The organism is Faecalicatena sp. (genome assembly GCF_058819085.1).
The window spans coordinates 125,895-140,404 of the sequence record NZ_JBZUUL010000005.1 but is presented as its reverse complement, the minus strand read 5'-3'; the positions used below and the strand labels follow the sequence as shown (position 1 = coordinate 140,404).

At 42.6% G+C, this 14,510-nt stretch carries 10 protein-coding genes; 7 read left to right on the top strand and 3 right to left on the bottom strand.

Annotated elements, in window-relative coordinates; translation table 11 throughout:
• The first annotated feature begins 137 nt into the window (after nt 1–137).
• The 4 genes from nadA to AC4OGX_RS04255 all read left to right on the top strand — a co-directional run bounded on the left by nadA (nt 138) and on the right by AC4OGX_RS04255 (nt 3,740).
• Complete coding sequence (gene nadA / locus AC4OGX_RS04270) at nt 138–1,043, top strand: quinolinate synthase NadA (protein WP_493328682.1); 906 nt, start codon at nt 138–140, stop codon at nt 1,041–1,043.
• A gap of 20 nt (nt 1,044–1,063) precedes the next feature.
• Nucleotides 1,064–2,233: an L-aspartate oxidase gene (locus AC4OGX_RS04265; RefSeq protein WP_493328681.1), complete on the top strand. Its 1,170-nt coding sequence runs from the start codon at nt 1,064–1,066 to the stop codon at nt 2,231–2,233.
• 63 nt (nt 2,234–2,296) lie between these two features.
• Nucleotides 2,297–3,148 (top strand): carboxylating nicotinate-nucleotide diphosphorylase, encoded by an 852-nt coding sequence (gene nadC / locus AC4OGX_RS04260; RefSeq protein WP_493328679.1) that lies wholly within the window; start codon nt 2,297–2,299, stop codon nt 3,146–3,148.
• Between the two features lie 82 nt (nt 3,149–3,230).
• Nucleotides 3,231–3,740 carry a transcription repressor NadR gene (locus tag AC4OGX_RS04255; protein WP_493328703.1) on the top strand — a complete coding sequence of 170 codons (510 nt, stop codon included), beginning with the start codon at nt 3,231–3,233 and terminating at the stop codon, nt 3,738–3,740.
• A 254-nt stretch (nt 3,741–3,994) separates the two neighbouring features.
• On the opposite strand, the gene AC4OGX_RS04250 is transcribed toward AC4OGX_RS04255, so the two are convergent.
• Nucleotides 3,995–5,878: an alpha/beta hydrolase gene (locus AC4OGX_RS04250; protein WP_493328678.1), complete on the bottom strand. Its 1,884-nt coding sequence runs from the start codon at nt 5,876–5,878 to the stop codon at nt 3,995–3,997.
• A 183-nt stretch (nt 5,879–6,061) separates the two neighbouring features.
• Between AC4OGX_RS04250 and AC4OGX_RS04245 the strand changes: the two genes are divergently transcribed.
• Entirely contained in the window at nt 6,062–7,069 is a 1,008-nt protein-coding gene (locus AC4OGX_RS04245) for a LacI family DNA-binding transcriptional regulator (RefSeq protein WP_493328677.1), read from the top strand.
• Nucleotides 7,070–7,594: 525 nt separating this feature from the next.
• Nucleotides 7,595–9,571, top strand: a complete 1,977-nt coding sequence (gene metG / locus AC4OGX_RS04240; RefSeq protein WP_493328676.1) for a methionine--tRNA ligase — start codon at nt 7,595–7,597, stop codon at nt 9,569–9,571.
• 97 nt (nt 9,572–9,668) lie between these two features.
• On the opposite strand, the gene AC4OGX_RS04235 is transcribed toward metG, so the two are convergent.
• On the bottom strand, nt 9,669–11,222 hold the full coding sequence (locus AC4OGX_RS04235) for a response regulator transcription factor (protein ID WP_493328674.1): 1,554 nt from the start codon (nt 11,220–11,222) through the stop codon (nt 9,669–9,671).
• Entirely contained in the window at nt 11,215–12,882 is a 1,668-nt protein-coding gene (locus AC4OGX_RS04230; protein WP_493328672.1) for a cache domain-containing sensor histidine kinase, read from the bottom strand. The genes AC4OGX_RS04235 and AC4OGX_RS04230 overlap by 8 nt, the downstream gene beginning before the upstream one ends.
• A gap of 324 nt (nt 12,883–13,206) precedes the next feature.
• Between AC4OGX_RS04230 and AC4OGX_RS04225 the strand changes: the two genes are divergently transcribed.
• Nucleotides 13,207–14,478: an ABC transporter substrate-binding protein gene (locus AC4OGX_RS04225; RefSeq protein WP_493328670.1), complete on the top strand. Its 1,272-nt coding sequence runs from the start codon at nt 13,207–13,209 to the stop codon at nt 14,476–14,478.
• The last annotated feature ends 32 nt before the right edge of the window (nt 14,479–14,510 follow it).

The following is a 14,510-nucleotide window of genomic DNA, read 5'->3' as shown; positions in this document are numbered from 1 at the left end:
TGAATATTCTCAAAATACCCAACAGAATATACATGTGTCTTGTCACCTGTAAACTTATGTGCTATAATGATGAGAATTTACCGCGGGTATTCTATCCGCAAGTGAAATCCGCCAGGGCGGGGAGAGGTGTGAAAAAGATGTCAATAGTTGATGAAATTAATGCATGGAAGAAGGAAAAAAACGCTGTCATCCTTGCTCACTACTATGTGAGCCCGGAAGTACAGGATATAGCCGATTACATAGGAGATTCCTTTTATTTAAGCAAGGTGGCAGTTGGTCTAAAGGAGCAGACGATCGTGTTCTGCGGTGTTTCCTTTATGGGAGAGAGCGCAAAGATCCTGAATCCCAAGAAGACAGTACTGATGCCGGACATGTCTGCAGACTGTGCAATGGCGCATATGGCAGATGAGGAGACGATCAAAAGAGTACGCGCCGAATATGACGATCTGGCGGTTGTATGTTATATTAATTCCACCGCAGAGTTGAAAGAACTTTCAGATGTCTGTGTAACTTCTGCAAATGCAGTCAAGATCGTGAAGGCGCTGCCGAATCAGAATATATTCTTCATCCCGGACCGGAATCTGGCACATTTTGTGGCGGAACAAGTGCCGGAGAAGCATTTTGTATATAATGAAGGGTACTGTCCGGTACATGAGCAGATGCGGATCGAGGAGATCTTAAAGGCAAAGGAGATGCATCCAAATGCGGAGGTCCTGACCCATCCAGAGTGTCCCAAGGCTGTATTGGATCTCTCAGATTACATAGGAAGTACCAGCGGTATCATTGCTTATGCCGCAAAAAGTGAGAGTGAAGAGTTTATCATCTGTACGGAAAATGGTGTCCGCCACAAATTGGAGCAGGACAACCCCGGAAAGAAATTTTATTTTACAGAGACAGAACCGGTCTGCCAGGATATGAAGACGATCACATTAGAAAAGATCCTGCATGTATTAAAGACCGGAGAGAATGAGGTTCATGTGTCTGATTCACGCAGGGATAATTCCAGAAAACCTTTGGAACGGATGCTTGAGCTGGCAAAATAGGAAAGGCTGTGGGACGGGTTATGGAAATGAAGACGGATGTCGTAATCGTGGGGACCGGAGTAGCCGGTCTGTTCACCGCCTTGAATCTGCCGAGGGAGCAGAAGATTCTGATGATCACGAAGTCAGATGCAGAAAGCAGTGATTCCTTTCTTGCACAGGGGGGAATCTGCGTTTTGAGGGGTGAAGAGGATTACGACAGTTATTATAAGGACACCATGAAGGCCGGACATTATGAGAACCGGGAGGAGTCAGTTGATATTATGATCAAAAGCTCCCCGGATATCATCAAAGATCTGGTAGGCTATGGTGTGGAATTTGAAAAAAATGGGGAAGCGTTTGCCTATACCCGTGAGGGTGCACATTCAAAGCCGCGGATTCTGTATCACAAGGATATCACAGGAAGAGAAATTACCAGTAAATTACTGGCTCAGGTGAGAATGCTTTCGAATGTCACGATACTGGAATACACCACGATGACGGATATCATAGAGGAAGAGGGACGCTGCAGTGGAATACTGGCTGATAGAATCCAGGATGGAAAAAAGGAGTCCCTGAAAATATATGCGGAGAATACCGTCCTGGCAAGCGGAGGAATCGGCGGACGGTATCAGCATTCCACAAATTTCCCGCATCTGACAGGTGATGCCATCGAGATTTCCAAGAAGCACGGGATACGTCTGGAACACCTGGATTATGTGCAGATACACCCAACCACCTTGTATTCGAAGAAGCCGGGCAGGCGTTTCCTGATCTCAGAATCCGTGCGCGGGGAAGGAGCGGTACTGTATAACAAAGATAAGAAACGCTTTGTGGACGAGCTGCTCCCGCGGGATGTGGTGACAAAGGCGATTCATGAGCAGATGGAAAAGGACGGTACTGATTATGTGTGGCTGTCCATGGAAAATATTGATAAAGAAACGATTCTGTGTCATTTTCCAAATATATATCAGCATTGTCTGGATGAGGGATACGATGTAACAAAGGAATGTATTCCGGTAGTCCCGGCACAGCATTATTTCATGGGAGGGATCTGGGTGGACTCAGACAGCAGGACTTCCATGGAGCATTTATTTGCTGTCGGTGAGACAAGCTGCAACGGCGTACACGGAGCGAACCGGCTCGCGAGCAATTCGCTGCTGGAGAGCCTGGTATTTGCAAAACGTGCGGCGGCTAAGATCGGTCATGCATAAGGCCGGTCATGCGTAAGTGAGAAGATACAGGAAAAAGCAGAGTAATAGAAGGAGAATCAGATCATGAATAAAATCACAATGACACTGCAGGCAGATCACCTGATATTAGAGGCATTAAAAGAAGATATTTCCAGTGAGGACGTGACTACGAATTCTGTCATGAAGGAAGCTGTAAAAGGCGAAGTGGAGCTGATCTGCAAACAGGACGGGATCATCGCGGGGCTGGATGTGTTTCAGAGAGTATTTCAACTTCTGGACGAGACGACAGAGGTGGAATTCTACTGTAAGGACGGGGACGAAGTGAAAAACGGACAGCTGATGGGAAAGGTGACCGGTGACATCCGCGTTCTGTTATCAGGAGAAAGGGTTGCACTGAATTATCTGCAGCGGATGAGCGGAATCGCCACTTATACACATTCTGTAGCCGCACTCCTTGAGGGCAGCAAAACAAAGCTCTTAGATACAAGGAAGACAACTCCGAACATGCGTATCTTTGAAAAATATGCGGTTCGCGTGGGCGGCGGCTACAACCACAGATATAATCTGTCTGACGGCGTTCTCTTAAAAGATAACCACATCGGGGCAGCAGGCAGTGTGACAAAGGCAGTGCAGATGGCAAAAGAATATGCTCCGTTCGTCCGCAAGATTGAAGTAGAGGTGGAAAATCTTGACATGGTAAAAGAGGCCGTCGAGGCAGGTGCGGACATTATCATGCTGGACAATATGACTACCGAGGAGATGCAGGAGGCGATTCGTATCATTGACGGCAGAGCGGAGACAGAATGCTCCGGTAATGTAACAAAGGAAAACATCAGCCGCATTACGTCTTTGGGGGTAGACTATGTTTCCAGCGGGGCGCTGACGCATTCTGCACCGATCCTGGATATTTCACTGAAAAATCTTCATGCGGTTTAGTGAGACGATCTCCCAGACTCACGGGGGATAAAAGAACTTGCAGAAAGAAGAACTTGCAGAAAGGAAGGTGAAGCCGCCCATGCTGACGGGTTTAGAACGAAGGAAAGATATCGTAAACCGTATTAAGAACAGCAGCGCTCCGGTTTCCGGGAAGGCTCTGGCACAGGCGTATGAAGTGAGCCGGCAGGTCATCGTGCAGGATATCGCATTGATCCGTGCAGCCGGATACGACATTATTTCCACCAACCGGGGATATATCCTGAATGCACCTCATACGTCCAGCCGGGTATTTAAGGTCCGGCACACGGACGAGGAGCTTGAAAATGAACTGTGCTCCATCGTTGATCTGGGTGGAAAGGTCGTAAATGTCATGATCAACCACCATGTTTACGGGCATATGGAGGCAGAAATGAATATCAATTCCAGACGGAAAGTCATGGAATTTATGGAAGATATCAAAAGCGGAAAATCGAGTCCCTTGAAGAATATCACGTCGAATTACCATTATCATACCGTTGAGGCCGATAATGAGGATACTTTGAATATGATAGAGGAGATGCTGAGGAAAAAAGGATTTTTGGTTGGAAGCTAACATAAAAAAGCCGGGGCTTTAAGCTCCGGCGGAGAAAAGGAATGAAAAAGAAAAATCTATGTAATAAAGCATCTCTGCTTTGTATGTATATAAGATAACGTTTTTTTGTGATAAAACTGTGATGGCAAAATGAAGAGTTTGTAAAGAAATCATTTAAAGTTTATGAACAGAATATGGTGTGCATATTAACAGGGCTGACGCATGACATGTCGGCCCTGCTTGACTAATATATTTAAATTAAGTTTAACTATGTTTTAACCAATAAAGCGGCTGGTCGTATTTGTACTGCTGATAATTGCAACGATTACACCGGTGATGATACCTGCCAGATATGGATTTTTTGTTATTTTATACAATAAACGGTCTACCACAGATGCGCCAGGTATAATAATTAAGAATGCCCACAGCTGTGCGATGTTCATAGGTGCATTATTGTCTGACCATGCCATGTGCCCGGTTGCTACATAAACACCATATTGGATGGCCAGCAAAATAATGATCGGAAGCAGAGCTGTAATTGTAAGAATAAGGTTATTAGCCCACGAATGTTTTCCTCCAATTTGGTTAAAGTTAAAACAATTGCTTGATACAGAATATGCGATATAAAATATCAGGAATAGGAAAGCATGTGGAAAAATAGCCATTCGCAGCGTATTTGCATTAAAAACTTTGATACCGACATTCCAGATTCTAAAATCACTCACAAAGAAATAGTCAGCAAAAAATACCCAGGCATATGCAGCAACAATTACGATCACTGCGAAAAGAAATGTTTTTCCTAATTTTTTTAATGGCATTTTCACACCAATTTCTGAAAGATCAAGTCCAATTTCTTTTCCATATATTTTATAGCTCAGGCACATTACAACAATAGAAATAACACCGCAGAGAGCAGCCCAAAGAGCAATGCCAAATATCATAGGCTGTTCTGTGAAAGATAGATTTTTTCCAAATTCTACTACTGGCTGATAGGTTAAAACACCAACAATAATACTGATTACAGAACCACACACAAACCATAAAATTCCATGTTTATTAGTTCTTCTAGCAACAGCAATATCAGAAGCACGAAGTTTTTCAAAGTATGGTGTGTAAAGTAGTGTTGCTGCGAAAGAGGTGATAAACATAACAAAACCAATCATACCTACAAAGTTAAGTGCCTCTTTTAACTGCCAGATCTGGTCAGATGCAGAAATCTCGTTTGGAAATCCAAATGCTTCATCAAAAAATCTAATTGTTGCTGCCGCGGATCTTTGACTGAAATGGGACCACGGATGAATCTGTACCGGATTAAATATTGCACGTATGGCATCTTCTCCATTTACCGTCTCATGATAGATTGTATCTGCTTCACGCGTCTCAAGTTGGGAAGGATCTTTTCCAAAGTGGAGAAATGATTGAGCATAGTAGCTCCTTTCCATATAATAAGGCGCTTGGAGCACAGACCCGTCTTCTGTCATAGTCTGCTGGAAAAACTCATCATACTTGCTTGCAATGATCCCAACGTCACGGGTATCATACATATTGGCGTAGTTTCCGTCAAGGCCGGCCAGTGTAGCAAGTCCTCCCATTGTGTTTGGACTGTCAGTATACATAGCATCAATACAGTTCAATAAGACAGCAGAGATGATAGGAGTTTCACTGGCATTGTCTGCCAATACTGCTAAATTGCTGGACATACCTCCCATTGAGTGACCGGTTACCCCGATTTTTTCTTTATCGACATAAGGCAGCCTGGATAATTCCAGAGCGCCTTGATAGACAGAGATAAAGTTAAAACCCGTTCCGTTTTCTCCTGCATAGTCGGCAATATCGGAGTCACCACACCCCGGCTGATCAACGGCAAGTACGATATAACCCCGCCGCGATAATTCTACGCTGTTAGAATCCTGCATTTCTTTGTTATTAAGATATCCATGGCTGGTAACAACGGCAGGTGCCGGATGCTTTGCACTTGCATTATCCGGTATATATAGATTGGCGCTGATGCCTATTCCTGCCTCTGTTTCCCAATACATGTGCTTTACGGTCACATGACCACCGTTTGTCTGTACAACAGAAACACCGATCATGCTGATAAGCATGAGGATGATCGATATACAGAGAAATCTCTTTGCTCTTTTTTTTACTCGTTCCATTTTATTTTCCCTCCTTAGTAATGATAGGAAAATTTTATGATCGTATGGACTTTATTACTATTGAAAATAAAGTATTTTTTACTTTATATTAACTTTACTTTAGAGAATTGCTTTATTTCTATAATTTCATGTGATATTTTAGAAGCAGAGTTTGAGACTTTGTTGTTCAAAAGGAGGTATCACATGGCTATTACTGCAAAAGAATTAGCACGAAAGCTAAATGTTTCTGCTACAGCAGTGTCTATGGCATTAAATAACCGTCCAGGTGTCAGTACAAAGACGCGTGCCCGGATTTTAGAAGCTGCAGAGAAATATGGATATGATCTGAGCCGACACCAGATTTCAAAGATTCAAAGCAACAACATATATTTTATAGCTTACCGTGCATATGATACAGTCTTAAATTACAATGGAATCTTTTATGAGATGTTTGAGGGAATGGAAGAGGAGTGCCGAAAATATAACTTCCATATTCAAATACTTCACCTGAATGATTCGGAAAGGGATGTTGAAGATATGATCGGAGAACTGCGTATACATCCGGCAGCCGGTCTCATATTGCTTGGAACAACAATCACTAAAAAAGTATGTCAACAATTTCTATCTCTTGGGGTTCCGGTTATGCTGCTGGATAGTTATCTTGATACATTGGAGTGCAGCAGTGTCCTTATGAACAACAAACAGGGAGCATACCTTGCAGCAGAATATTTGATACATAAACGTAAGGTCCAGCCAGGATATATTTCTTCAATACTGCGTCTTAGTAATTTTGAGGAACGCAGAATTGGTTTTCAAAGTGCACTCCGTGACAATGGATTGTCACCCGCCAAATCAATTAATCATGAAGTTTCACCATCCATAGAAGGAGCTTTTACAGATATGCTGGAAATCATTGAAAAAGGGGAGGAGCTGGCGAACTGCTATTTTGCAGAAAACGATCTTATTGCGATAGGTACCATAAAAGCTTTGACTCTTAAGGGAATTAAAGTTCCTGATCAGGTGGGCATTATTGGTTTTGATAATATTGGTATGTGCAGTGTGGTTCAGCCCTCTTTGACAAGTGTTTCTATTCCACGAAAATTTATGGGACAGACTGCGGCTAGGCAGCTGATATATCAAATTCAGGAAAATAACCTGCATCCGGTTAAAGTTGAAGTTTCAACAAAGCTGGTAAAACGATTTTCAGTATAACCCTGTTGTAAAATTGAAAATCCCGAAAACCCACCTTGACATTCCGTTTTTGCTGTGATACGCTTTTTAACAGACCGAACAGAATACTCAATAGAGAACGCAGTGACGAAGAGAGTAACCTGAGGGACATTTTACAGAGAATTCCCGGAGGATGTATACAACATGATCTGTTGTAAGATCCGAAGCTGAGAGGGATGAATGAAGTGCAGGCGAACATGGCTTCTGAGCGGCGCACCGAACAAGGGCAGACATGATCCAAGATTTTCATTCTGCGCCATGCAAGGCTGCGATGGGTTCGCCCTTTATAGCGAAGAAGTGCTTGACGGCACTTGCTGAGGCTCCATCCGTGAGGCTGGGGTGAACTAGAAGTGGTAACACGGAGCGATCCGTCTTCTTAAGATTAGAAGGCGGTTTTTTTGTGTTTAAAAAAGTACACTCGCAGGGCATCCCGCAATACATGCCCTGGGGGCGGGTCTGCAGCATAAGCTGCAGAATAATGTATACCCAAAGGGCATCCCGTAACACATGCCCTGCGGGCGGGTCCGCAGCATAAGCTGCAGAACAGTGTATGATTTCAAAAAGGAGAGGAAAATTATGTCAGAGAAACAAAAGTATTACATCACAACCGCGATTGCCTATACATCAGGCAAGCCGCACATCGGGAACACATATGAGATCGTTCTGGCAGATGCGATTGCAAGATATAAGAGAAGCCAGGGATATGATGTGTTCTTCCAGACCGGGACAGACGAGCACGGGCAGAAGATTGAATTAAAAGCTGAGGAGGCAGGAATTACACCTAAGGAATTTGTAGATGGTGTTGCAGGCCAGATCAGGAACATTTGGGATATGATGGATACTTCTTATGATAAATTCATCCGTACAACTGACGATTACCATGAGAAGCAGGTTCAGAAGATCTTCAAGAAATTATATGATCAGGGAGATATTTATAAGGGGCATTATGAAGGCATGTATTGTACTCCATGCGAGTCCTTCTTCACAGAATCACAGTTAGTGGACGGAAAATGTCCTGACTGCGGGCGTGAGGTGCAGCCTGCCAAGGAAGAAGCGTACTTCTTCAAGATGAGCAAATATGCGGACCGCCTGATCGAGCATATTAACACACATCCGGAGTTCATTCAGCCGGTATCACGTAAAAATGAGATGATGAACAACTTCCTGCTTCCGGGGCTGCAGGATCTGTGTGTATCCAGAACCTCCTTCAAATGGGGGATCCCGGTAGACTTTGATCCGAAGCATGTTGTCTATGTATGGCTGGATGCACTGACCAACTACATCACCGGGATCGGATATGACTGTGATGGAGAGAACACAGATCAGTTCAAGAAGGACTGGCCGGCAGACCTGCATCTGATCGGAAAGGATATCATCCGTTTCCATACGATCTACTGGCCGATCTTCCTGATGGCACTGGATCTTCCGCTGCCGAAGCAGATCTTCGGACATCCGTGGCTGCTACAGGGCGACGGTAAGATGAGCAAATCCAAAGGAAACGTGCTGTATGCAGATGAGCTGGTTGATTTCTTTGGCGTGGACGCAGTCCGTTATTTTGTGCTCCATGAAATGCCTTTCGAGAATGATGGTGTGATCTCCTGGGAGCTGATGGTTGAACGTTTGAATTCTGACCTGGCAAATACACTTGGGAATCTGGTAAACCGTACCGTTTCCATGACCAATAAATATTTCGGAGGTGCGGTAACCGACAAAGGTGTGGCAGAAGAAGTGGATGCCGACTTAAAGGCGGTTGTAGAGAATACACCAAAGGCAGTGGAAGCGAAGATGAACGACCTGCGTGTGGCAGATGCGATCACAGAGATCTTCAATCTGTTCAAGCGCTGTAACAAATATATTGACGAGACCATGCCATGGGTACTTGCAAAGGATGAGGCAAAGAAGGACAGACTGGAGACCGTATTATGGAACCTGATCCAGAGCATTTCCGCAGGGGCAAGGCTTCTGGAGTCCTTTATGCCGTCTACAAGTGAGAAGATCCTTAAGCAGTTAAATGACGGAAATGTCACAGACAAGCCGGAGATCCTGTTCCAGAGACTGGATTTAGAAGAAGTAATGAAAAAGGTAGAAGAGCTTCACCCGCCTGTAGCAGATACAGAGGAAACTGCAGAAGAAAATGTGATCGATATTGAAGCAAAACCGGAGATCACATTCGAACAGTTCGGCGCAATGCAGTTCCAGGTTGGTGAGATCATCGCCTGCGAGGAAGTGAAGAAATCCAAGAAATTGCTGTGCTCCCAGGTCAAAGTCGGAAGCCAGGTAAAACAGATCGTTTCCGGGATTAAGGCTCACTATACCGCAGAAGAGATGGTCGGTAAGAAGGTTATGGTGCTTGTGAACTTAAAGCCTGCTAAGCTGGCGGGAGTATTGTCAGAGGGAATGCTGCTCTGCGCAGAGGATGCAGATGGGAATCTGGCATTGATGACACCGGAGAAAAATATGCCGGCAGGGGCAGAGATCTGCTAGTATAGCAGGAACAGAAGAGGATCATCCTGAATATATCTATGAAGTGAATATAGGTTAAAAAATGAGGCTGTCGGAAAGGCAGCCTCATTTAATATACTCATGAGATAGTATTGTCAGTTTTTGTCCCTTTCAATGAAAGACGGTAATCACTTGGGGAAACTCCGGTGTACTTTTTAAATTCTTTCGAAAAGTGAACATAATTTGTAAAGCCGGATTTCTCACAAACGTCGGTCATTTTAAAGTCTGTGGTGGAAAGGAGTTTAATCGCATAATCCATACGCAGCTGACGGATATATTTGTTAATTCCTATGTTTGTGATGCGTTTAAAGGTAACGCTGATATAGGAACTATTCAGGTGAAATAAGCTTTCTAAGCTTTTTAAGGTAATTGGTTCTGAAAAATGCTGTTCGATATATTTTTTTATTTCAAATATAGAAGTATCAATATCCACTCTGCGGCTGATGATCTCTTCTGTGATAAGAGTACAATATTTATATAGAGTTTCGGTCAGCGGTTTATAATCATCGTAATATAGAAGGTTTTCGAGATTATGAAGAGCGCTGATTTCCTGCTGCAGTTCACTGACGTAATCGGTATTCGTTTTTAACAGAGTACAATAGAATTCAGTCAGCAGCATACAGAATTCATCCAGAGAGATCAGCTCTTTATTTAGATGTTCTTCAATAATCTTTTGGCACAGCAGCACAGCACCTGTATGATTACCTGAAAGAAGAAAATCAAGCAGGGAATTTTCAGCATGAAAAACATCCTCAAGACAGTAGTTCTTGTGGTAAAAGTCCAGGTAGACAAGAAGATATTGATCCGGATGAAGCATTTTATTACAAAGTGCCTTGTGCGCTTCATAGTAAGCCTTTGTAACGATATAGTCTGAACCATGGACAGCGCTTAGGCCGATATAAAGCAGATTTTTTAAAAGGCTGTCAGAGAGTGCATATATCCGCCGTATGATATCCCGGCAGACCGTATAATCCTCTTTTATAGTGGAATAAAAAATAATATCCATGCGGTCTGCATGTTCATGAAACAGAACATGCAGAGTATTGGGAAGAATCATTTTTATCCGCTCTTTAAAAAAGGTATAATCATTATACTTGTTTTTTAACGATGCGACCCAGAACAGCAGCTGTTTATCCAGGCGGTCATCATGTATCGTTTCCAGAATATCTCCGAAGGTACTGTATACATTTTCCTCCAATAATGTAATAAAATCCTGTTCCCGGGGCCCCACCGGGGAGACAAAGCGATTAGAATTACCACAGCTTAACAGTTCCACAGCTTTTGCAACGGCTTGGTTCAATTCTTCTTCGTGGATCGGTTTCAGAATGTAATCAACCGTATTCGATTGAAGTGCGTGTTTTACATACTCGAAGTTGCTGTACCCGCTTATCATGATTACCTTTACGTTTATCTTACGTTCTGTAATATAATCCAATACCCGCATTCCATCAAGATGAGGCATCTTAACATCCAGCAGAAGGATATCAGGAGAAAGAGATTCCAGCATTTTTATGGCATCCTTTCCATTTTCAGCTTCTCCTGCAAGGACGCAGCTGTGCTGCTCCCAATGCAGCATACTAATAATACCCCGGCGGATCAGAGAGGTGTCTTCGGCAATTAAAACTTTATACATCTGAATGCTCCTTTTCAATAAGTTTAAGAAGGACGACAGTGCCTTTTTGAGGACGGCTGAAAATCTCCAGCCCACTACCGGGCTGATAGATCATCTTAAGTCTCTTGTTGATGTTGTACAATCCGATCGATGATTTTTCACCAGAATATTCCGATGGTTTTTCAAGCCGCTCACGGATTTGGGACAGTGTTTCAGGAGGGATGCCCTTTCCGTTATCCTCTGTTTTAATGTAGAGAGTGTGATCCCTTTGTTCTACACTTAGTATAATCTCCATGTCTTTGTTAGAGTCAAAACCGTGATGAAAGCAGTTTTCTATGACTGGCTGAAGGATCATTTTGGGGACAGAAAGCTCCAATAGTCTGTCAGGAATCCGGTACTGTAAGGAGACCTTATTGTCGCAGCTAATACTTTGAAGCTGATAATAATTTTTCACATGCTGTATATCCTGTTTTAAAGGAATCAATTTTTCGGTCTGAGAGGTAGTATAGCGGAACATATCAGCAAGGCAGCAGACCATACGTGAGATTTCTGGTTCATGCTTGATCTGGGCCATACTGTTAATATTTTCCAGTGCATTATATAGAAAATGCGGATTGATCTGAGACTGAAGTGCACGGAATTCCGCATTGAGATGCTGTATCTCCTGATTGTAGGACTTCTCGATAAATAGATTCAGCTGTTCTAACATATGATTATAGCTGTTTCCCAAATCTTCAAATTCATCATGGGTGTGGATATCTACATATTGTCCCAAGCTGTCAGGAAAGGCAGTTGCCATTGCATTCTGCAGCACCTTGATTGGAGAGGTGAGCCTTTTAGCCAGTAAAATTGCAATCAGTATAAAAATAAGAGTGCAGGCAAAAAAGATCCAGATAACAGGTACAGTCTCCATAAAGAAGGTGATGTTACCGGCTTCGTAGTCCTTTAACTGGATCAGTTTATACCCATTTTCTAACTGTATGAAGGTAGGAAGCATCGTTTTATTACCATACAGAACAGGCTTTTCTATACCGTCGGGAAACAGACTGTCCAGAGAATCGTCCAGATATGTTCCATCGGAATTATAAATGATCTGTTTATAGTTATCAGCAATCATAGTAGTATCTACATTATAATCCAGCAGCTTATTAAAAACATTGGAATGGAATTGAAGTACCGCCATACCAAGATACTCACGAGTCTCCAAATTAAATAACGGCTGCATGATCACGGTAATGTATACCGGAGTATTTCCTGTCAGATAGCTGTTCGTACAAAAGCCGGTTAGAAGGGGAAATTCATAATCGGTAATATCGTTAAACTCCTCACATTTTCTATGGATATCTGAAAGATAACGGTTTCCGTTATAAAAGTAGTCGGTACCATCTGCGGCGAGCAGATAGATATTTTCAATATCATAAGTATTTACAGTTATGTTTCCCATAGTTTTAGCATAGCTGCGGTCGGCCAACAGCTTTTCATATGGTGTTTCCGGCTTATTAAGAAGCAGGTTCTGGAGGCTTTCAGATACAAAGATGGAATCTGTGACATGTGTAAAGCCTTTGAAATAGGCATTCAGGTTACTTGACATAGACTCCAGGTTGCTTTGGTTCATAGTAAAATCATTCTGTACTGCCATGTGATACAGCCTGACAGAAATATATGTACTTAGAATTGCCATAGGCATAAAGATGACAAATATAAGAAGCAGAATTAGTTTTGTGGAGAAAGTATTTCTTAGTTTCATACCATGTCCTTCTTTCTCTGAGTTTGAAGTATATTATATCAGAAAATAAAATAAGTGTAAGTAAAAAGAAAGTATAGGAATATCATTCTATAAAAAACACAACGTTATTCAAAAAAAACACAAGTAAAATTACAAAAACAGGAAAAAACTAAGAGAGAAAAAATAAAAACGACAAGAATGTGGTAACGGGAAAATATATCAACGAAAAGGTATAGATGCTAAGATAAGCCTAACAAATAACCGAAGGAGGAAAAAGAAATGAAAAGAGCGGCGGCAGTCTTGTTGTCGGCAGCGCTGGCAGTAACGACACTGGCAGGGTGCGGCGGATCAGAGACAAAGGAAAAGAAGGGTGCAGAAGGAGGGAAGGAATCAGACAAAGTTGTTGAGATCAACTATTTCACATATCGTTCCCAGGCAGACAGGCATCCGGAGAAACTGATCGAAGCGTTTGAAAAGCAGAATCCGAATATCAAGGTTAATTATCAGGTGGTTAAGAATCTGGATGAGTACTTAAAGGCACAGCAGGTAAGAATGCTGTCAGGAACGGACATTGATGTTACTACTGTACGTCCTGAAAGTATCGCAGACTATGTTGAGGCTGGCTATCTTATGGATATTTCAGGAGAAGCATATCTGGATAATTATAAAGAGGGGATGCTGGACAAGATTACAGTGGACGGGAAAGTATACGGAATAGCAGATGCTATTAATCTGATCGGTGTCTACTATAACAAGGACATGTTTAAAGACAACAATATTAAGGTTCCTGAGACCTATAAGGAGTTTATAGCTGCATGTGATGCTTTTAAAGAAAAAGGCTTTTACAGTATGGCAAACGGATGTAAAGACGGATGGCCCATTAACTTTGATATCTATACCTATTTACATGATCTGATTGTAAAAGATCCTGAAATCTTTGAAAAAGCGAACCGTGGGGAAATTTCTTATACAGATCCTGTATTTCTTGATGCATTTAAGAAAATAGATGATTTTTACAATGCCGGATATCTGTCCCCAGATTCTATGAGTTTTACAGGTGATGATGCGGTGGCACTTTTTGTGGGCGAAAAGATTCCGATGCTGTGCCAGGGTGAATGGCAGGCGACTGTATTTGATGACGCAGAGCTTGATTTCGAACTGGGTGTGTTCCCGATCCCGGTTGAGAGTACCGATGAGACAGTAATCCCTGTATCTGTAGGTTCTTATAATGCCGGGGTGTCCAGTACAAAGCATCCGGAAGAGGTGAACAAGTTCCTCGAATTCATGTCTACACAGGAAGGGGCAGCTATTACTGCAAATCAGATGAAATCATTCAGTCCTGTTGAAGGCGTTGAGCTGGAAGGTGATTCAGCAATGAATCTGTTTAATCCTCTTCTGAAGGAAAAGAGCGTAGATTTCTTCTATTCAAGTCAAAATGCGGAAGATAATTCTGAATTAGATAAGCTTCTTCAAGAGATGTTCCTGGATGTTATTACACCAGAGGAATTAGCACAGAGCCTGGCTGATTCAAGAGACAGAACGGCAAAATAGAGAAAAAAGCAGTAAATAATGGATGGAAGATC